This window comes from Actinoplanes utahensis, assembly GCF_016862455.1.
Lineage (GTDB): Bacteria > Actinomycetota > Actinomycetes > Mycobacteriales > Micromonosporaceae > Actinoplanes > Actinoplanes utahensis.
Window position 1 is genome coordinate 23,329 of record NZ_BOMZ01000094.1, and the last position, 18,221, is coordinate 41,549.

19 protein-coding genes are annotated in these 18,221 nt (G+C 70.1%); 6 read left to right on the top strand and 13 right to left on the bottom strand.

Annotation, left to right across the window (positions count from 1 at the left end; translation table 11 throughout):
- Nucleotides 1-39: 39 nt before the first annotated feature.
- The 8 genes from Aut01nite_RS34590 to Aut01nite_RS34625 all read right to left on the bottom strand — a co-directional run bounded on the left by Aut01nite_RS34590 (nucleotide 40) and on the right by Aut01nite_RS34625 (nucleotide 9,742).
- Entirely contained in the window at nucleotides 40-2,007 is a 1,968-nt protein-coding gene (locus Aut01nite_RS34590) for a right-handed parallel beta-helix repeat-containing protein (protein WP_043531385.1), read from the bottom strand.
- Between the two features lie 38 nt (nucleotides 2,008-2,045).
- Nucleotides 2,046-2,873, bottom strand: coding sequence for a carbohydrate ABC transporter permease (locus Aut01nite_RS34595; protein WP_043531386.1), 828 nt, complete (start codon nucleotides 2,871-2,873; stop codon nucleotides 2,046-2,048).
- A complete protein-coding gene (locus tag Aut01nite_RS34600) occupies nucleotides 2,863-3,831 on the bottom strand; it encodes a carbohydrate ABC transporter permease (protein WP_236643088.1) in 969 nt (322 codons plus the stop codon). The genes Aut01nite_RS34595 and Aut01nite_RS34600 overlap by 11 nt, the downstream gene beginning before the upstream one ends.
- An 8-nt stretch (nucleotides 3,832-3,839) precedes the next feature.
- Nucleotides 3,840-5,129 carry an ABC transporter substrate-binding protein gene (locus Aut01nite_RS34605; protein ID WP_043531387.1) on the bottom strand — a complete coding sequence of 430 codons (1,290 nt, stop codon included), beginning with the start codon at nucleotides 5,127-5,129 and terminating at the stop codon, nucleotides 3,840-3,842.
- A 160-nt stretch (nucleotides 5,130-5,289) separates the two neighbouring features.
- Nucleotides 5,290-6,285 carry a TRAP transporter substrate-binding protein DctP gene (gene dctP / locus Aut01nite_RS34610; RefSeq protein ID WP_152629033.1) on the bottom strand — a complete coding sequence of 332 codons (996 nt, stop codon included), beginning with the start codon at nucleotides 6,283-6,285 and terminating at the stop codon, nucleotides 5,290-5,292.
- Between the two features lie 28 nt (nucleotides 6,286-6,313).
- Nucleotides 6,314-8,248, bottom strand: a complete 1,935-nt coding sequence (locus Aut01nite_RS34615) for a putative bifunctional diguanylate cyclase/phosphodiesterase (RefSeq protein WP_052164410.1) — start codon at nucleotides 8,246-8,248, stop codon at nucleotides 6,314-6,316.
- Between the two features lie 118 nt (nucleotides 8,249-8,366).
- Nucleotides 8,367-9,200: a hypothetical protein gene (locus tag Aut01nite_RS34620; RefSeq protein ID WP_043531392.1), complete on the bottom strand. Its 834-nt coding sequence runs from the start codon at nucleotides 9,198-9,200 to the stop codon at nucleotides 8,367-8,369.
- Nucleotides 9,201-9,292: 92 nt separating this feature from the next.
- Nucleotides 9,293-9,742: a hypothetical protein gene (locus Aut01nite_RS34625; RefSeq protein WP_204037783.1), complete on the bottom strand. Its 450-nt coding sequence runs from the start codon at nucleotides 9,740-9,742 to the stop codon at nucleotides 9,293-9,295.
- Nucleotides 9,743-9,930: 188 nt separating this feature from the next.
- Here Aut01nite_RS34625 and Aut01nite_RS34630 point away from each other — a divergent pair, with 188 nt between their 5' ends.
- The gene (locus tag Aut01nite_RS34630) at nucleotides 9,931-10,671 is read left to right on the top strand and encodes a winged helix-turn-helix transcriptional regulator (protein ID WP_052164411.1); all 741 of its coding nucleotides are present in this window, start codon (nucleotides 9,931-9,933) and stop codon (nucleotides 10,669-10,671) included.
- Between the two features lie 2 nt (nucleotides 10,672-10,673).
- Here the strand turns inward: Aut01nite_RS34630 and Aut01nite_RS34635 are convergent, their stop codons facing one another.
- Complete coding sequence (locus tag Aut01nite_RS34635; protein WP_152629036.1) at nucleotides 10,674-11,342, bottom strand: hypothetical protein; 669 nt, start codon at nucleotides 11,340-11,342, stop codon at nucleotides 10,674-10,676.
- 208 nt (nucleotides 11,343-11,550) lie between these two features.
- Here Aut01nite_RS34635 and Aut01nite_RS34640 point away from each other — a divergent pair, with 208 nt between their 5' ends.
- Nucleotides 11,551-11,805 carry a hypothetical protein gene (locus tag Aut01nite_RS34640; protein ID WP_052164412.1) on the top strand — a complete coding sequence of 85 codons (255 nt, stop codon included), beginning with the start codon at nucleotides 11,551-11,553 and terminating at the stop codon, nucleotides 11,803-11,805.
- Nucleotides 11,806-11,879: 74 nt separating this feature from the next.
- On the opposite strand, the gene Aut01nite_RS34645 is transcribed toward Aut01nite_RS34640, so the two are convergent.
- Nucleotides 11,880-13,064, bottom strand: a complete 1,185-nt coding sequence (locus Aut01nite_RS34645; RefSeq protein WP_043531398.1) for an alginate lyase family protein — start codon at nucleotides 13,062-13,064, stop codon at nucleotides 11,880-11,882.
- 242 nt (nucleotides 13,065-13,306) lie between these two features.
- On the opposite strand from Aut01nite_RS34645, the gene Aut01nite_RS34650 reads away from it, so the two are divergent.
- Complete coding sequence (locus Aut01nite_RS34650; RefSeq protein WP_152629037.1) at nucleotides 13,307-13,537, top strand: hypothetical protein; 231 nt, start codon at nucleotides 13,307-13,309, stop codon at nucleotides 13,535-13,537.
- Between the two features lie 96 nt (nucleotides 13,538-13,633).
- Here the strand turns inward: Aut01nite_RS34650 and Aut01nite_RS34655 are convergent, their stop codons facing one another.
- The gene (locus tag Aut01nite_RS34655; RefSeq protein ID WP_043531402.1) at nucleotides 13,634-13,951 is read right to left on the bottom strand and encodes an antibiotic biosynthesis monooxygenase family protein; all 318 of its coding nucleotides are present in this window, start codon (nucleotides 13,949-13,951) and stop codon (nucleotides 13,634-13,636) included.
- 126 nt (nucleotides 13,952-14,077) lie between these two features.
- On the opposite strand from Aut01nite_RS34655, the gene Aut01nite_RS34660 reads away from it, so the two are divergent.
- Nucleotides 14,078-14,416: a hypothetical protein gene (locus Aut01nite_RS34660; RefSeq protein WP_204037785.1), complete on the top strand. Its 339-nt coding sequence runs from the start codon at nucleotides 14,078-14,080 to the stop codon at nucleotides 14,414-14,416.
- A 160-nt stretch (nucleotides 14,417-14,576) separates the two neighbouring features.
- Here Aut01nite_RS34660 and Aut01nite_RS34665 read toward each other — a convergent pair whose 3' ends face one another.
- Both Aut01nite_RS34665 and Aut01nite_RS34670 read right to left on the bottom strand, forming a co-directional pair.
- Nucleotides 14,577-15,311 (bottom strand): hypothetical protein, encoded by a 735-nt coding sequence (locus Aut01nite_RS34665; protein ID WP_152629038.1) that lies wholly within the window; start codon nucleotides 15,309-15,311, stop codon nucleotides 14,577-14,579.
- A gap of 377 nt (nucleotides 15,312-15,688) precedes the next feature.
- Nucleotides 15,689-16,195 (bottom strand): hypothetical protein, encoded by a 507-nt coding sequence (locus Aut01nite_RS34670; protein ID WP_043531408.1) that lies wholly within the window; start codon nucleotides 16,193-16,195, stop codon nucleotides 15,689-15,691.
- Between the two features lie 285 nt (nucleotides 16,196-16,480).
- Here Aut01nite_RS34670 and Aut01nite_RS34675 point away from each other — a divergent pair, with 285 nt between their 5' ends.
- Both Aut01nite_RS34675 and Aut01nite_RS34680 read left to right on the top strand, forming a co-directional pair.
- Nucleotides 16,481-16,999 (top strand): hypothetical protein, encoded by a 519-nt coding sequence (locus Aut01nite_RS34675; protein WP_152629039.1) that lies wholly within the window; start codon nucleotides 16,481-16,483, stop codon nucleotides 16,997-16,999.
- 311 nt (nucleotides 17,000-17,310) lie between these two features.
- A complete protein-coding gene (locus Aut01nite_RS34680; RefSeq protein WP_043531410.1) occupies nucleotides 17,311-18,096 on the top strand; it encodes an LLM class flavin-dependent oxidoreductase in 786 nt (261 codons plus the stop codon).
- Nucleotides 18,097-18,221 lie beyond the last annotated feature (125 nt).

Consider the following 18,221-nt stretch of genomic DNA (forward strand, 5'->3'; position numbering starts at 1 on the left):
CGGCCGCGACCAGCGGCCGAACCCCACACGGGGAACGGGTCACCAGAGGCGGGTGCGGCGACTCCCCGCGGTGAGACCGGCGAGCGGGCCCGCCGGGTACGTCCGCTCGGTGCCCTTGGCGGCGCCGGTCAGGTCGGTGGTGATGACGGCGGGGCTGCCGTCGCGCTCCTCGAACTCGGCGTCGGCGAACCGGACGCGTTCCAGATCGCGGCCGCCGGCCGGGGTCGCGTCGGCGGCGTACAGGCCGTCCGGCAGGTCGGTCACCAGGTAGACCTCGTCACCGTCGGTGACGACCGTGGCGGACCCGCCGTCCAGGACCACCGGGCCGGACTCGCCGGCGAACGGGCGTGCCCCGGCGGCGTAGACGTTGCGCCGGGCGTACACGGCCTGCTTGACGTCGAGGAACCGCTGGTGGTCGCCCGGCGGCTGCTCGTCGATGCGCTGCAGGTACTCGGCGAACGAGGCCGGGTGGCCGTCGTAGCCGGCGGTGCCCGCGTACGCCGGGGAGTGCCCTTCGGGTCGCGTCCCGTACGCCGTCGGCGGGTCGCCGCCGATGAACAGGTTGCCGATCCAGCGGTCGTCGCCGCCGACGATGAACGCGTAACCGGCGACCTGGGTGCTGTGCGGCAGGTGGTACGGGGTGGCCCGGTCCATCACCGGCTCCAGCCACACCGTGCCGAGGACCAGGTTGTTGACGAACGCCCCGCCCTGGCTCCACAGCTCGATCGCGGCCGGCGAGGCGAGGACGTTGTGATCGACCAGGTACGGACCGTGGCTGACCTCGATGAACAGGTCCCGGTTGTTGTCGTGGTAGACGTTGCGGGACACCCGGGTGCCCTGGGTCTGCCAGTCGAGCCAGGTGCCCAGCGAGCAGTCGTGGATGCGGTTGTGCCGGATCTCCACGTCGATCGCCGCGTGCAGCTTGATGCCGCCGATCTCGTACCCGTAGAACTCGCGTTTGAGGGCGATGTGGTGGATGTGGTTGTCCTCGATGGTGGAGAACACGCAGCCGAGGTGCCCGACGATGCCGTTCTGCCCGCAGTCGTGGATGTGGTTGCGGCGGATGACGTGCGAGCCGATGTGCTCGCGGTCCCAGCCGATCTGCCGGGCCGCGAAGACCGACTCCAGCTGGTACTGGTAGCCCGGCTTGTCGCCGCGTTCGGTGGCGAGGTGGTGGCCGGTCGACGCCTCCTTGCCAATCGAGATCGCCGAACACTTCGCGTCGTGGATGTGGTTGTCCTCGATGATCCAGCCCTTGGCCCAGTTCGGGCCGATCAGGCCGGGCTGGTCAGCGGTCGGCGGCGTCCACGGGGTCGCCGCCTGGGCCAGCTCGAAACCGCGCACGGTGATGTAGTCCAGGTGCGGGACGAGCGGATAGAAGACCGAGCGGCGTACGTTGATCTCGGCCAGCTCCACGTTGGGGTCGGCGCCCTGGAAGTTCGCCCAGATCGTCGTCGTGGTGGCGGCCACCTCGGCGTACCAGACCAGCAGTGTCTGCTCCGGGTGGCGGACCCGGTCGGTGACGCCGGTCCACGCGTCGAGGATCTCGGTGCGCTTCTCCGGTTCCGACACCTCGTCGCGCGAGCCGGCCTCGTAGAAGCCGACGCCGTTGAGGTAGACGTCGCCCAGGTGCTTGTGGGGCGCGCCCTCGGCGTACACGATCCAGTCGCCGGCGATCTCCTCGGCGAACGGGTTGAAATCGCCGAACAGCGTGTTCGGCACCACCGCCTTCCACACCGTCCCGCCGTCGGGCTCCCAGCCGGTGATCCGCTCGGAGCCCTTGATGACGACGTGCTCGCCCTCGGCGGCCTGGTAGGTGATGCGGCGGCTGTCGCTGAGTCCGCCGCGGCGGGGCGTCACCCACTCCCGGTACTCCCCGGCGTGCACGACCACGGTGTCGCCGGGCCGGGCCAGGGCAGCCGCCCGGTTGATGGTCCGCAACGGCCGTCGTGCCGAGCCGTCCGCGTCGTCGGATCCGGTGGTCGCCACGTGCAGCTGGGATGTCATGTCGCATTGCCTTTCGGTGGTCGCGTGCGGGAGCCGGCTCATCCTTTGACCGCGCCGGTCAGGCCGCCGACGATGCGGCGTTCGAACAGGCTGAAGAACACCAGCGCGGGGATCATCGACAGCGAGGTGAACGCCAGCACCTTCGCGGTGTCGACCGAGTATTGCGACGTGAACGCCTGCACGCCCAGTGGCAGGGTGAAGGAGTCCTGGTCGTTGAGGATGAACAGCGGCAGCAGGTAGCTGTTCCAGCTGTTGATGAACGCCAGGATGCCGGTGGTGATCAGGCCTGGCACCGAGAGCGGCAGCACCATCCGCCAGAAGAAACCGAGCCGGCTGCACCGGTCGATCGCCGCCGCCTCCTCGATCTCCCGCGGAATCGCCCGCAGAAACGGCACCAGGATGATGATCGTCGTGGGCAGCCCGAAGGCGATCTGCGGGAGGATGACGCCGGGCAGCGTGTTCACCAGGCCCAGGTTCTTGATCAGGATGTAGAGCGGGGTGATGGCGACCGTGATCGGGAACATCAGGCCGGCGGCGAACAGGGCGTACAGCGCGCCGCGGCCCCGGAATCGATAGCGGGCCAGCACGTAGCTGGCCATCACGCCGAGCGTGACGACGCCGGCGGTGGTCACCCCGGCCGCGATCGTCGAGTTGCCGACCTGCCGCCAGAACACACTGCTGGCCAGCACGTCGGTGTAGTTGCCGAACTGCCACGGGTCGGGCAGGCCGGCCGGGTCGGTGGTGATCTGCGAGTTGGTCCGGAAGCCGCCGACGATGATGTACAGGACCGGCCCCAGCATGAGACCGATCAGCGCCAGGACGGCGGCGTAGACGGCGGGATTACCCCGTCGGGAGTCACTGGCCATGCTGGTTGTCCCTGCGCAGCACGAAGCGCTGGTAGATCAGCGCGATGAACATGGAGACGCTGAAGAGCACGACAGCGACCGCGTTGCCGTACCCGTAGTTGCCGGCGTTGCGCCCCTCGGAGACCATGTACGTCGCCATGGTCGAGGTGCCGGCGGTCGACGCGACGTACTGGCCCCAGATGATGTAGACCAGGTCGAACAGCTGCAGCGCGCCGATGACCGACAGGAACCCCCAGATCCGGATGGTGGGGGCGAGCAGCGGCAGGGTGATCCGCCACTGGGTCTGCCAGTACGAGGCGCCGTCGATCGCGGCGGCCTCGGACAGCTCCTCCGGGATGTTCTGCATCCCGGCCAGGAAGAGGATCACCGCGAACCCGACGTACTTCCAGGTCAGGATCATCATCAGGGTCCACAGGGACAGGTCCGGGTCGGCCAGCCAGTCGGCGGCCAGCCCGCCCAGCCCGATCGACCGCAGGACGCCGTTGACCGCGCCGCCGGCCTGCAGCAGCAGGGCGAAGGCCGTCCCGACGATGACCTCGGCGATCACGTACGGGACGAAGATCAGCACCCGGATGATCGACTGGCCGCGCATCCGCCGGTTCAGCAGCAGGGCGAGGCCGAGCGCGATCGGGCCCTGCAACGCCAACGACAGCACGACGATCTGGGCGTTGTGCCACAGCGCCTCGTGGAACAGCTTGTCCTGCAGGATGGTGACGTAGTTGTCGAACCCGACGAAGTTCGTCGGGACCCCGAATCCCTTCCACCGGTAGAAGCCGTAGTAGGCGGCCATCACGACCGGGGTGATCACGAAGCCGACGAACATCAGCACCGCCGGGCCGGACAGCGCCGCGATCTCCAGCCGCTGGGCCCAGCCGATGCCGCGCCGGCGGCGCCGGGCCGGCGGGGACGCGGTGACGCCACCCCCGGCCCGGACGCGCGTGCCGGGTGTCAAGGCCACCAAGCCCCTCAGCCCTTCTTCGCGGCGTCGTTGACGGCCTGGATGATCCCGGCGACGTCACCCTTGCCGGCCAGCAGATTCACCACGCCGACGTTCAGCGCGTTGCCGACGTTCTGGCCGTACAGGGTGTCCAGCCACTGCGAGACGTACGGCGCCTTGTTGTACGCGTCGAGCACCACCTTCAGGTAGTCCTCGGTGACCGCGCCCTGGGCGTCCTTGTTGACCGGCAGCGCGTTGAAGGCCTTGTAGTAGCCCTCCTGCACGTTCTTGGTGAGGATGTAGTTGAGGAAGTCGGTGCATTCCTTCGGGGCGTCGGCCGCACACGAGTAACCGTCCGCGCCACCCATCACCGCGGCCGGGTCACCCTGCCCGCCGGGCACCGCCGGGAACGGGAAGAAGCCCAGGTCGGGCAGCGGTTTGGTGTCCTTGGTCAGGGAGGCGATCACGCCCGGGTCCCAGGCGCCCATCAGCTCCATGCTCGCCTTGTGGTTGGCGATCAGACCGGCCGAGCTGCCCGCGCCCTGCTGGGCGGAGGTGGTCAGGAAGCCCTCCTGGAACGGCTTCGTGTCGGCGAACGCCTTCAGGTTCTCCCCCGCCGTGGTCCAGCAGGGGTCGCTGAAGCTCTTGTCCTCGGCGGCGGCGTCCAGGGTGGCCTGGCTGCACGCGCGCAGGGCGAAGAAGTAGTACCAGTGGGCGGCGGGCCAGGCGTCCTTGGCGCCCAGGGCGACCGGCGCGCCGGCGGCCTTGAGCTTGGTGACGGCCTGGTTCAGGTCGTCCATGGTGGCCGGCGGGGTGGTGACGCCGGCCTTGGCGAACAGGTCCTTGCTGTACCAGAGGCCGCCCGGCAGGATCGAGATGGGCACCGCGTACGCCTTGCCGTCGACCTGCCCGGTCTTGAGCGCCGCCTCGCCGACCACCTGCTTCGTCTCGGCGCTGATGTCGGCGGTGATGTCCTTGAGCTGGCCGGCCTCGACCATCGCGGCCATCTTGCCGCCGCCGCGCTGCAGGAAGACGTCCGGCGCGGAGCCGGAGTTCAGCGCGGTCTGCAGCTTGCCGTCCAGGTCCTCGTTCTGCACCTGCTGAATCTTGATCTTGACGTTCGGGTGGGCGGTCTGGAAGTCGGCCACCGTCTTGTCCCAGAACGCCTTGCCGGGGCCGGTCGTGGCGTTGTGCCAGAAGTCCATCGTGACGTTGCCGCCCGGCTCGGCGCCGCCGTCGTCGCCGCCACTGCAGGCGCTCAGGCCCACGGCGGTCAGCGCCGCCACCGTGGCCAGGACAAGGTGCCTCTTCGGTGCCATCTAAGCCCACCTCTCGGTACCGAAAGTTTCGGAACGTTTCAGAAAGATGGCGCTCAAACTATGAAGGGGAGAACCCGGGTGTCAAGATGTCACTGACGATGGAAATAAGCGCGATCTGCGGCGAGGAGGTGTCGAAACAATCGGCGCGAGATTCCGAAACTTACGAAGGCAGGAGCGCGGCGAGATCACCGAACGCGCCGCGATGGGCGCTGATCACCTTGGTGAGCGCCGCCCGGAAGGCCGGCACGTCGACGTCGTTGAACCGGCTGCCCTGCCCCGTGGCCAGGGCGGTGTTCTCCTCGGTGGCCGCCGCCCAGAGCCGGATCTCCTCCTCCTGGGCGAGGCCACCCGCCTGCATGATCGCGTCCCGGATGTCGGCCGGCCGGTCCGCGAGCCACGTCGCGCCGGCCAGCAGCACGTCCACGCCGTGCTGGTGGCGGCTCCAGGAGAAGTACGGCGCGTGCGCCAGATGCTGCTCGGTCAGATAGAAGACGACGCTGTTCTCGGCGCCGTCGACCAGGCCCTGCTTCAGGGCGGACCCGACGTCGTTGGTGGCCAGCGGCACCGCCGTCGCGCCCAGCGCGTTGATCATGTCGATCGAGGCGATGCTCTGCGGGACCCGGATCCGCAGGCCCTTGAGGTCGGCCGGGGTGTGGATGGGCCGTACCCGGTTGTAGAAGTTGCGGTCCCCGGCGTAGAAGAAGCCGAGCATGACCAGACCGTGCTCGGCCAGGATCGCCGCGCACCGGCGGCCGAACTCGCCGCGCATGCTCTCCAGGCACTGGTCCCGGCCGGTGAACGCGTACGGCAGGCTGGCCACCGCGAGCCGCTTGTCGTAGGCGGTGAGGTTCGCCAGCAGCGTCTTGCAGAAGGCCAGCTTCCCGGTGCGCAGCATCTCCGCCATCCGCTGCTCGTCGCCGAGCTCACCGCCGGGTCGCACGGTCACCCGGCACCGGTTCCCGGTCAGCTCGGCGACCTTCGCCGCGAAGAACCGCTCAGCGGCCACCATCGGGCTGGACGCCCGCACCGACTCGCCGAGCAGCACGTCCAGGCTCTCCGGCGTGCCCGGCGACGACCGGCCGCAACCGGCCGCCAGCCCGGCTCCGCCGGCTCCGGCGACCGCCAGCACCGATGTCAGCAGGCTGCGGCGATCCACTCTTCGCACGGTAGTGGAGCGGGCGGCCTCAGGCCCTGGTGATCGCCATAGCCGACCCCGCCAGCCAGGCGGTCAGCTCGGCGGCCGGCAGCGGACGGCTGATGTGGTACCCCTGCGCCTCGTGGCAGCCGAGCTCCCCGAGGGTGCGCAGCGCGCTCTCGGTCTCGACGCCCTCGGCGACGACCCGCAGCCGCAGGTTGCGAGCCAGGTCCACCACCGCGCGCACGATCGTCTCGTCCCGCGTGTTCTCGCACATCCTCATCACGAAACTCCGGTCGATCTTGAGCTCGTGCGGCGGCATGTCGCGCAGGTGCGCGATCGAGGAGTACCCGGTGCCGAAGTCGTCGATCGAGATGTTGACGCCCTGCTCCCGCAAGCGCGCCAGCACCTTGCCGGCCCGCGACAGGTCGGCGATCACGGCACTCTCGGTGATCTCCAGGGTCAGGAGCCTCGGGGGTACGCCGTGACGCGCGAGCGCCTCGGCGATGACGGCCGGGAAGGCGTCGTCGGTCAGCGACCGGGCCGGGATGTTGACCGACACCGGCAGCTCGTGACCGAGCCCGGTCCACTCGCTGATCTGGGCCAGCGCTTGGTCCAGCACCGCGGCGGTGACCAGGTCGATCAGGCCGCTGTCCTCGGCGAGCGGGATGAACGTGTCCGGGCCGAGCAGCCCCCGCACCGGGTGCTGCCAGCGCACCAGCGCCTCCGCGCCGCACGGCAGACGGGTGCTCACGTCGACCTTGGGCTGGTAGAAGACGACCAACTCGCCACGTCCGATCCCCTGCCGCAGTTCGCTCTGCAGGGTCAGCCGGCTCGTGTCGCCGCCGTCCAGCGACGGGTCGTAACCGGTCACCCCACCGTGCCGGCGCTTGGCCGCGTACATCGCGACGTCCGCGTGCTGCAGCAGTTCGGCCCCGTCGTGGCCGTCCCGGGGGTACGACGCGACGCCGATGCTCGCGTCGATGTCGACCAGCAGGCCGCCCAGCCGGATCGGCCGGCGCAGATCCGCCAGGATCCGCTCACCGGCGGCCACCGCCTCCGGATGGTCCGGGGCCGTCGGCAGGATCAGCGCGAACTCGTCGCCGCCGAGGCGGACCACCACGTCGTCGGCCCGGCAGGCCTGGTTCAGCCGCTGCGCCACCTCGACCAGCAGCTCGTCGCCGGCGTGGTGGCCGAGCGTGTCGTTGACCTCCTTGAACCGGTCCAGGTCGATGAGCAGCAGGCTGAACGGCTCGTCGGCCGCCTGCCCGAGCCGGACCGCGGCGTCCAGCTCGTGGTGCAGCTTGGCCCGGTTGCCGAGCCCGGTCAGCGGGTCGTGGGTGGCCTCGTGCAGCCGGCTCGCGGCCTGCCGCTCGGCCCGGCGCTGGTAACCGACGAGCACGCTCGCGCACACCGCGAACAGGGCCACCACGATCCCGACCGTCGCCACGGCGATCCCCTGCAGGACGTCGGCCCGCCGGTTCACCTCCTGCAGGTACTCGGTCAGCTCCCGCTGGTGGATGTCACCGATCCGGAGCACGTTGTCGCGCAGCGGCGCGAACGTCATCGAGGCGAGGTCGTCGTAACCCTGGACGACGACGCCGCTCTCGGCGTGCGACATGATGTCGAGCACGATCCGGTTGTAGTTCTCGTAGCTGCCGCGGATGGCGTCCAGCTCCGCCCGGTCGATCCCGTTGTTCTCCTCGAGCCAGTCCAGGTTCGCCCGGGCCCCGCCGAGCGTCTCCGCCAGATGGGCACGGCGGTACTCGGTGCCCTTGGTCGTCAGGTACTGGCGCAGCGCCGCGTCCTCCGCGTTGATCTGCACGGAGATCCCGTTCAACTTCTGCGTCACCGTCTGCACCCGGCGGACCTCGTCGGTGGTGTCGACCGTGCCGCTGGACGCCATCGTCGCCGAGATCGCCAGGATCACGATGCCCACGGCGGTGCCGGCGATCGCCGACCGGGCCGTCGCAGGCGCCTCCAACAATCGGCTCCACCGCTGGCGCGCCGTACCCATACCCGTCACGAGCTGTCTTTCGGCCCCGTGCCGAACGACCTGACCCTTCCGGGTGATGGCCACCCCAACAGCAACCGCGGCGGTTTCAGTCCTTGGTCTCGATCTCGGCGCGCATGCCCGGGAAATCGCCCTTCACGTCCACCGCGGTCTTGTAGAAGAAGAGGAACATGCCGACGCTGCCCTCGTCCGCCCAGCCGCACAGCGCCATGTCGTCCTTGCCGACCCGGGCGTTGCCGCACTGCGCCACCCCGCCGAGCTGCCCCACACTGGCCTCGGAGACATTGGTGAGCTGGTTCTTGTCACTGAACGACTGGAACACGGTGTCCAGCATGATCCGCGGATCGTCGATGTCGACCTCGGCGGCCAGCGCGACGGTCATCTGCTTGTCCGCGATCGAGCCGTAGACCGCCCCGAACGCGTTCGCCGCGCCCGGGTAGTCCTGGATCTCCTTCTCCAACTCCGTGGTCAGCGAGTTCAGCTCCTCGGCCACGATCTTGGGCTGGCCGTTCAGCCAGGCCGGCTCCTTGATCGTGATCCGGTCCCGGGCGGACGTCTCGGACGGGCCGGCGCTCGGGCTGACGCTCTGCCGCTGGGCGACGGTGTCCCCCTTGTCGCCGCCGGACCGGTCACCGGCCAGGTAGATGACGGTGCCGCCGCCGACCACGACGACCAACGCGATCGCCGCCGAGAGCAGCGTGATCGCCACGGTCCGTGACTTGGGGGCCTGCGGTGGCGGCGCCATCGGGTAACCCGGCTGGCCGTAGCCCTGCTGCCCATAAACCTGCTGACCGTAACCGGGCTGACCGTAACCAGGCTGGCCGTAGACCGGCTGGCCGTGATCCACTTCGGTGTGCGGTTGGTTGAACGGGTCGACGGGTGGCGGGTAGGGCGGCTGTCCGGGCGGCGGGGGGTAGGTCATCGACGCTCCAGTATTCGAATTGTCGCTGGATACTACCGGCGGCCGGGCGAGCGCCCCTCGACGGAACGGCCCGGCGTGAGTGCCGTCTCGGATCAGAACTCGTCGACCCGCGACGCCTGACCGGGGCACGAGGTGTCGATGGCCAGTTTGATCACCTCGTTCGCGGTGGCGTGGTCGATCGGCGTCCCGTCGCGCGAACCCATCGACCGGGTCGCGTCGACGACGTCCCCGCTCTTCGCGTCCTTGGCCAGCGCGTTGCAGATCACGTCGGCCATCGCCTGCAACTCCTCGTCGCCGCGGCCGCCACCCAGCTCCGGCAGCTTCTCTCGCACCACGCCCACGAAGGCGTACGTCCCCGCCTCCGGCGGCGTGCCCGCGGGTGTCGTGCCCGCGGGTGTCGTGCCCGCGGGTGTCGTGGCGGCGGGCCCGGTGGGCGGCGTCGTGGCGGTCTCCCCCGGAACGTTCACGTTGACCGTGCATCCGCTCAGAGCGACGATCGCCGTCGCCATCAGGGTCACCATCGGCCGGCGTCTCGGCATCATGGTCCATTTCTCGAGATCGTCGAAGGTCGGCGACGGCGACAGTAGAGGACGCCCGCCAGTGACGAATCACGGACCGCATCGCCGCGATATCCGCCGGTAACAGTCCACGGCTAGCGTGCGTGCCAACACGGTGACCCCGGTCCTTTCGTACGGGCGTTCGCGCACTTCAGGTGCCATGGAAGGGTGTCATGAATCTGCTCCTGCTGACCGACGGCGACCGCGATGTGCTGCCGGTGCTGGACCTGCTGCCGTACGCCGTCCAGACCGCGCCGCTGGCCCGGTGGGCCGAAGCCGCCAAGACGCCCGACGTGGCCGCGATCCTGGTCGACGCCAGCGAACAGCTCAACCAGGGCCGCACGACCTGCCGGCTGATCCGGGCGAACCGGCCGGACACCCCCCTGCTCGCGGTCGTCCGCGAGGCCGGGCTGGTCTCCGTCGCCGTCGACTGGCGCGCCGACGACTTCCTCCTGACGACCGCCGGCCCGACCGAGGTGGCGACCCGGCTGAGCATGGCGGTGAGCCGGCGCGGGGCGGCCACCACCGCCGGGCAGGAGCTCATCCGGATCGGCGACCTGACCATCGACCCGCACAGCTACACGACTCGGCTGCGCGGCGATTCCCTGGCGCTGACGTACAAGGAGTTCGAGCTGCTCAAGTTCCTCGCCCAGCAGCCCGGGCGGGTGTTCAGCCGCGACCAGTTGCTGCGTGAGGTCTGGGGTTACGACTACTTCGGCGGCACGCGTACGGTCGACGTCCACGTCCGCCGGCTGCGGGCGAAACTCGGGCCGCACTCCGAATCGATGATCGGCACCGTCCGCCAGGTCGGCTACAAGTTCGTCGCTCCCGCCCCGGCGAGCCCGCTCCGGGTCGCCGACATGCTGCCCGCACCGGCGGCCTGGGACCGGGCCCCGATCACGTCGTCGATCTGAGCTCACTCCCGACTGGTCGTCAGGGCCGGGCGGGGAGAAGGCTGGAGCACGGCACGGAACACGATCGTCCCGCTGAACGCGACGCCGTCCACCTGATAGGCGTAGCAGCCGGGACCGGCGACCGTGGTGGTGGCGGGCAGGTCGCTGTTCTCCCGGGTGAGCACGGCGTGATGCCCGCCGTCACGCGGCTCCCCGACATAGGAGAACGTGACACCGGCAGCGCCCGGCGCGTCGATCCGGGCGGCCCGCACCAGCACCGGACCGGTGTACCCGGCGGCGATCCACCGCACCTTCTTCTCATAGGCGCCGTCCGGGCGGCGGTCGCCGGGCCGCAGCTCCAGCACCGCCTCGCCACCGAGGTAGTCGGCGACCGGATGAACCGGCCCGTCCCCCAGCACCCGGCCCGCCTGCCCCGGGCCGGTCCACGGGCGCGCCGACGTCACCGGGCAGGGAGCGCCGGCCGCCACCGCGGGCAACCACAGCGGCGGCACGGTGAACGCGTCCCCGGACGGAGCGGGCGACGTCGCTCGCGGCTCCGGCGGCGAACTGTCACAGGCGACGGCGCCCAGCAGCGCCAGAGCCGCGGCGCATCCCCGGACCACCGCCGCGGTCACCGCGCTACGCCCGGCGAACCCGGCCACCGGCGCCGGGCGCCCTTCCGATCCGTCCATCAGCTCTGCCCATCCCCGAGTGGCCCGGCGCTTCCGGATTGCTGTGGAGACCCGACTGTCTCACCGGCGCCCGGTGAACAGAAGCCGTCGACCGTGCCGATCGGCGGCAGGAGCGACGGCCGGTCGCCCCGCGCCCTGCTCCCCGCGCCCCGATCGGGGCTTGCGGACCTTCCGTATCGTGCCGGGGAAGCGAAACGAAGGCGGTGACATGGACACGCCCGGCAGCGCCCGCCGCACCGGCTCCCTGCGGACCGTGCTCCGGTTCGTCGTGCTGGCCGCGTTCGCCTGCGTCGCCCTCGTGATCACGCTGAATCTCGGTGTGGCGGTGCTCAGCGTCACCGGGCTGTCCGCCGATCCGCACGGCTACGGAGTGATCTTCGGAGTCGCGGTCTCGGTGGTCCTGGCACCGGTCGCCCTCGGACTGTGGCTGCTGTACCGATACCTGCGACACCCCCGCGCCTGACTGCCGCCCGCAGAAGTCACGTGACCTACCCGGCCATGCGGGCAGCCCGCATGCAACCGGTGGACGCGCTGCGGTCAGGCCGGGTTGCCGGCGTGGGTGAGGGTCTCCCAGGCGGACATCAGGTTGTTGTTGCCGGCGGGACGCTGCGCCGCGGTGAGCGACGCGGTGTTGGTCATGGCGATGCCGAGGCGGTTGCTGAGGGCGTTGAAGCCCACCTCGGTGACCGGGCCGAGCTTGCGGTTGGCGAGGGCGCCGCCGCAGAGCCACGCCGGCAGGGCGCCGGTGGAGTGCTTGGCGTGCAGGCCCATCGCGTGCCGGAGCCTCTCCTGCACCTCGGGGTACAGGTCGGCGCCCTGGATGCGGCTGGTCTCGGCGATGTGCGAGACGGCGGCGATCCCGTAGCCGGTGTGGGTGAAGTCCCGGCAGGTCTCCTGGGAGAGCCCGTCGACGAAGGTGGTCTGGTTGTTCCAGTACTTGACGATCTCGGCCCGAGTGTCGATCGAGGTTCCCGGCGGCGGCTTCGGCAGCGCGCCGTCGGAGGTCAGATGGATGTAGGCGGGCACCCGCTTGCGGAACGTGGCGACCGCCTGGTCGTAGACGGCCCGGTCGTCGAGGTGGACGCCGATGCCGACCGCCGCCTCGAGCTGGGTGAGCTGCCAGTTGCCGTTGTAGGCGGCCCGGTTCGCCAGGGCTTGCGGCAGATGGACGGTGCGCAGCATGGTGCCGAACCGGCCCGCGTGGGGCCAGCTCGCGTAGGTGTGCCGGATGATCTCGGCGGCGCGCGGCCACACCGACGCGGCCCAGGACGCCTGCAGCGGCGCGTTGCTGTCGGTGTGCTGCTTGATCGTGCCGGACCAGGCGTCCATGATCTGGATGGACTTGGCCGCGTAGCGGGAATCGCCGGTGTAATACCAGGCCAGAGCATGGGTGTACGCCGCAAAGGCGTCACGGCGCTCGTCGGTGCAGCCGTTGTCCGGGTTCGAGCTGGAACCGCACTCGACGGTGGCCCGCGGCTTCGGGGTGTAGGACAGCGACGCCGACGAGCTGGACATCATCGCGGCGTTCGCGGACTTCCACGGTTCGGCGCCGGCCTTCACCTTCGCCTTCACGAAGTCGAGTTGCGCTCTGCTCAGCAGCACCCCGGGATGTTTGAAGGCGACGGTCGCGGCCGGGGCGTCGGCGGGAGTGAACCAGGTCCACGAGGCGGCGGCCAGCGCGACGGCCGCGCCGACGGCCACGGCTTTGAAGCGGAGTGACATGAGCGGAGATGCTAGGTGCGCAAACCCGCAGAAACCATTCATCAAGGATTATTTAAAGATCGGCTGATACCGCAGCCGGCATCTGGGACGACGACGGCCACCGGTGCGGGTCGCACCGTGCCGGCGCGGTATCGCTCCCGACGCTGGTGTCGCGCTTTCGGCTGCTGAGCGCGGGCGACAGACGCCGGGACCGGACGGGCCTCCGGACGCGACCGGGTGAGCGGCCGGGCGGCGGCACCGAGATGACCGCCGAGGAAGCTCGCGCCGATGACCTGACCGCGTTACTGCCCACTCTGCGCCTGCCGGACGAGCCCGCCACCGCGGAGACTTGCACCATGGACCTGCACCTGGCATCCGGCGGCACCATCCATGTCGAGGCCGACGGTTGCCGGCGCGTGCTGGTCGAGCCGGCGAACGGCTCCAGCGTCTACCGCCAGAGCAGCACACGCCTGACCTCTCTGTTGTTCCCTTAGTTCTGTTCGGTACCGAGTGCCGTGACGCCGGCTCGCCACCCGCCAGGCACACCAACGGCCGACGCACCACAAGGAGGGCGCCGAGCCCCGCCGAAGTCATGGAAACGACAAGCTGCTGGGCAACCGGCTGCCATGCACGCTCATGCGCTCGACGGTGGAAGCGCCGCGCAGAAATCCCGCCGCGCTGATTCGCGCAACCGTTTCGCGATAGCCCGGTGATGCCTCGAGCGCATCAGCCGCCGCGTGGTCCTCCCAGAGGGTCACCACCACGCATTCGGCACCTTCCCGCCCGAACAGCAGGCCGAGAAAGCCGGGCTGGGAACTGAACATCGGAAGCGACTCCTCGGCGGCGAAACGTTCGTACTCGGCAGCCCGGCCCTCGTCCACCTGCGTGCGCCACATTCGCATGATCATGCGTTCATGATGCCGACCAGCCAGGCCCCGTCCGGAAGCGAGGGCGTGCTTGCGCTTCCGTTGGCCGGCTGTTCGTCTCGATCGCCTCCCCGCGCGTTCGTTGCGGACGGGTGCCAGGATGCCGTCGTGACGACACCTCTTACGCCCAGGCGGGCGATCCTTGCCTCATGTGGCCGGGCGGCGGCTGTTCTCACGGCGGCGACGGGTGTGTTCCTTCTCGGCGTCTACATGCAGGGCGACGGCTTCTGCAACCCTGAGGAGACCGCCGTGAACGCGTTGATCATGGCCGTCATGGTTGCGGTCGTCGGCTTGGCCGCTGTGGCACTCAGCGTGCTGCGGCGACGGTATCGGGGAGTGCGGTCCGCGGCACTGGCCGGATGGAGCGCGACCCTGCTGCCGGCTTATCTGCTCCTGGAATGCGCAGCGCGGTACGTGGCATCGGTCCCTCCGGGATGCCCGATGTGATGCTCGCTCGGCGGTCCGTCGCCGCGGTGCTCCTTGGTGGCATTCGTGACGGTTGACGATCATGACGCGCCGGAGACCGGGCCATCCGCCCGCCCTCGGCATGCGGGGACGTTGTCGGCACTGCGTCGCCGTGACGTCGCGCTGCCGGGCGGGCCGGTGTTCAGCCGAGATGGTTCGCGGCGACACGGACCAGGTGCCACAGCACTGCGCTCAGCGTCGCGGTGACCCCTGTCGCGATGGCCATGAGATGCCACGCACCCCAGAGCCGCCGGGCCGACACCAGACACGCGAGGACGGCGAGCGGGACGATGACCCCGACCAGTTCCGCGGCGAGGACCCCCCGGGCGAAGGCGGCGTCCGGACCGTCGACCGCGAGCAGGCGCCAGGGCGGTGCCGCGGCGATCTGCGACCACCCCTCGCCGGACAGCAGCCCGCAGGAGGCGCCCGCGGCCAGCGCGGCGCTCCGTAGCCGCCCGGTGCGTGCCGTCAGGCCCAACAGGCCCAGTGCCGGTCCCGCGACCATCGACACCGACGACCAGGCCGTGGTCATGACCGCCAGCGAACGCAGTCCGTACCAGTCCGCCGACGACCCGTCCACCAGCACGCCGCCGCTCCAGCGGCGGCTGATCACGAGGATCAGGAGGTAATAGACGAGAGTGGCCGAGATCAGCAGCAGGGTCGCCCGCGTCACCGCACTGCGGCGATCCGGGGCGGTGTGCCCGGCCAGCACCGCCGCAGAGCCCCAGGCGAGGCCGCTGCTGACCAGAGCGGTCATGACCTGCCGGGCCGTACCGTCGACAGCATCGACGGTGAACGCCAGCAGGCCGAGCACCGCCCCCGCCACGACGATCGCTGCGGTTCCACGTGCGGGACGCCGCACACCGACGTTGACCACGCCCACCTCCCGGCCGGTCGGCCACGATACCAACGCCGACGATGACGCCGATCGTCGATGTCATGCACCGCAACGGACTACCGGTCGTACGCTCCGTCGCGGCCGGCCTTCGGGTATCGGGCACGCGCCGGCATGTGAAGGCGCCATTCGGCTGCCCCAGCGCCCCAGCGTCGATATATGAACCGTCCAAGATCGCGGATTCGTGGGCGCATCGGAATGGACGAGCAAGGTCGCATATCAGCCGGACATCGCGGCCGCGCTGCCGGGAGGCGTACGAGGACGGCCGTCTCCACCGTGACGCACCGGACCCGAGGGCGGCCTTCGTGTCCGTCAGGGGCGTCGAAGACGGTGACCGGCAGCACCCCGACGGTCGTTCCTCACGGGCGCCATGTGGCCTGCCGCCGGCCTCCGCTGCTCGCGATGACCTTGCCGCCTCCGGTTTTCGACGCGAAGTACACCTCGCCGATGATGCGCTGGCCCTCGCTGAGCGTCGACGGTTTGCTGAGGAGCAGGTCCGTCTTCTCGTGGGCGCTGGGCGGGACGTCCGTACCGGCGAGCAGACCGTCGGGCGCCTCGTAGACCAGCTGGACCGAGGACGTCGCATCGACCTCGCCCGAGACGCCGCGTACCGAGACCTGGACGCGGACCATGGACGCGATGACGGCGCCGGGTTTCCACGACGACGACTTGCCGTCGTACTCGTCCTCGTGGAAGACGACGACCCGGGGGGCGGAGACCGTGTACTCGACGCGGCCGGTGTCCGTGCTGATCTGCGCCCCCGTCCCATAGGGAACGGGAGTGACCGCGGCGGCCGCGGGCCCGGATCCGGTGGCACACAGCGCTGCCGCCAGGACGGCGGTGGACAGACGGCGAACGAAGACCATGCTGCGACCGTACGGACACCCCGCCGCCCACGATCCACAACCGCCACCTGTCACCCGGCCGGGTGCGCCGGAACGTGGTCCCCGAGCCGGCCGGGTCCCGGCCGGTGGACCATCCGCGGGACGCGGCGCCGAGCCCGGCCGTTGTCCCGGTCGGCGCCGACCTGACCTCAGTCGACGCACGGGGGATGCATGACGGTGAGGCGCTCGGCTGGTACGCGCCCCGGGTCAGCGGAGGACTGCCGATTCGGTTCACCTCCGCGCCTCATGGTTGCGGGTGTGGGATGCGTGCAGCCGACCGTCGTCTCGGTCGAATGGGACTTCGGGTACGACTCGCTTCTGCTGAACCGCTCGCCCGGTGTCATCGGTGTCGACGAACTGAATCCTGCCGAACTTGATCTTTCTCCCGAACTGGCCGACCGGCTGAAGGCTCTGCTAGAGCGCCATGAACGGGTGTACGGGCACTGGGTTCACCAGTCGATGTCCGGAGCCGAGGAAGAAACGGACGAAGAGCGCCGGGACTTGACAGGGCTGCGGGCAGACACGCGGGCCGTCGCCGCGAATACCGGAGAGCCGAGGAGCGACGAACCACTCGTTCACGAATCGGTCGAGTGTCTGGGCGTCGGCTTCGCCGCCGGCGGCCATAACGCGGGCTTGCCGAGCGGGATAGCGGGCGCCGGGCGCCAGGTGCCGCCGGCTACGATCCGCGCTGTGCCACCGGCGCCCACGGCGACGATCTCGCAGCGAAAGTCGCCCGGTCGGCGAGCAGGCCGCGAAGCGCCGTCAGGTCGGGGTAGGAAGCCGTGACGTCGTTGCAGTCACGCGATAGCACCCATACCCTGCCGCCGTTGACGTAGCTGATCGCGCGAATCCCATCGTTCGCCAGACTCGGGATGCCTCATGAGACATCGCGTCGATGGTGACGACGGCGGTGAACCGCTTGATGCGCGCCTCGGCCATTCCGGCCTCCGCGCGGAAGACAGACGATGACGCACATCGAAGTCTGACGAGAGCGCTGTCGAGCCGCTTGCAGAACACGCAAGCGGCCCTCCACAGCAGACTCGGATAGCCTGATCATGTAGCCACGGAGTGCAGGTCCGGCGGAAGGGAAGGGCAACATGCGGTTCGCCATCAATCTCCCCCCGTTCGCGCCACCGGCGACGCTGGTCGCGCTCGCCGTCGACGCGGAGCAGGCAGGCTGGGACGGGGTCTTCTTCTGGGATCACCTGACCTGGGAGCCCGAGCTGCGACTCGACGTGCACGACCCCTGGGTGCTGCTCGGCGCCGCCGCCACCAGCACCGAACGCGTACTCCTGGGCACCATGGTCACTCCGCTGGCCCGGCGGCGGCCGTGGAAAGTCGCGAAGGAGCTCACCACCCTCGACCACCTCAGTGGCGGCCGCGCCGTTCTCGGTGTGGGACTGGGTGCGCCGGCGGACGCCGAGTTCGAGGCCTTCGGGGAGCGGGGAGAGGCGCGCCACCGCGCGGCCGTGCTCGACGAAGGCCTGACGGTTCTCGACGGCCTCCTGCGCGGACCGGTCGATCACGACGGGAAGCACTTCACCGTGCGCACCGAGATGCTCCCGCGCCCGGTTCAGCAGCCTCGCCCGCCGATTTGGGTAGCGGGCGAGAGCCCGCACCGCCGTCCGCTGGAGCGTGCCGCTCGGTGGGACGGGTTCGTTCCCCTCTCCGGCACCGAGACGCTGACCCCCGACAAGCTCGCTGCCTACCTCGACGGCATCGAACGCCCAGCGGCGTGGGACGTGGTCGCCCTCCACGCGGACGGCTTCTCCGCCGACGAGTACGCGTCCGCCGGCGCCACCTGGTTGGTAGAGGGCATCGGCCCCGACGGCGACTGGATCGACACGCTCCGAACCATGATTCGCCGCGGACCACGTAACTGACACTCAGCAGAGACCCGTCCTGAGCCGCGGTGGCGGTGTGGCCTCGTCCGTGGACGAGCAGCAGGTACAGCAGTAGGGCGTCGAGGAGTAGGGGTATGAGCGCGTCGGTGCCCAGCCGGGGTCGG

What these genes read in the sequence shown, in the direction of transcription:
- Aut01nite_RS34645 (WP_043531398.1), bottom strand. Translation starts at nt 13,064, where the DNA reads ATGTCACTCCGCTTCAAAGCCGTGGCCGTCGGCGCGGCCGTCGCGCTG.
- Aut01nite_RS34595 (WP_043531386.1), bottom strand. Translation starts at nt 2,873, where the DNA reads ATGGCCAGTGACTCCCGACGGGGTAATCCCGCCGTCTACGCCGCCGTC.
- Aut01nite_RS34670 (WP_043531408.1), bottom strand. Translation starts at nt 16,195, where the DNA reads ATGGTCTTCGTTCGCCGTCTGTCCACCGCCGTCCTGGCGGCAGCGCTG.
- Aut01nite_RS34635 (WP_152629036.1), bottom strand. Translation starts at nt 11,342, where the DNA reads ATGGACGGATCGGAAGGGCGCCCGGCGCCGGTGGCCGGGTTCGCCGGG.
- Aut01nite_RS34650 (WP_152629037.1), top strand. Translation starts at nt 13,307, where the DNA reads ATGACCGCCGAGGAAGCTCGCGCCGATGACCTGACCGCGTTACTGCCC.
- Aut01nite_RS34630 (WP_052164411.1), top strand. Translation starts at nt 9,931, where the DNA reads ATGAATCTGCTCCTGCTGACCGACGGCGACCGCGATGTGCTGCCGGTG.
- Aut01nite_RS34590 (WP_043531385.1), bottom strand. Translation starts at nt 2,007, where the DNA reads ATGACATCCCAGCTGCACGTGGCGACCACCGGATCCGACGACGCGGAC.
- Aut01nite_RS34620 (WP_043531392.1), bottom strand. Translation starts at nt 9,200, where the DNA reads ATGACCTACCCCCCGCCGCCCGGACAGCCGCCCTACCCGCCACCCGTC.
- Aut01nite_RS34680 (WP_043531410.1), top strand. Translation starts at nt 17,311, where the DNA reads ATGCGGTTCGCCATCAATCTCCCCCCGTTCGCGCCACCGGCGACGCTG.
- Aut01nite_RS34625 (WP_204037783.1), bottom strand. Translation starts at nt 9,742, where the DNA reads ATGATGCCGAGACGCCGGCCGATGGTGACCCTGATGGCGACGGCGATC.
- Aut01nite_RS34640 (WP_052164412.1), top strand. Translation starts at nt 11,551, where the DNA reads ATGGACACGCCCGGCAGCGCCCGCCGCACCGGCTCCCTGCGGACCGTG.
- Aut01nite_RS34605 (WP_043531387.1), bottom strand. Translation starts at nt 5,129, where the DNA reads ATGGCACCGAAGAGGCACCTTGTCCTGGCCACGGTGGCGGCGCTGACC.
- Aut01nite_RS34655 (WP_043531402.1), bottom strand. Translation starts at nt 13,951, where the DNA reads ATGATCATGCGAATGTGGCGCACGCAGGTGGACGAGGGCCGGGCTGCC.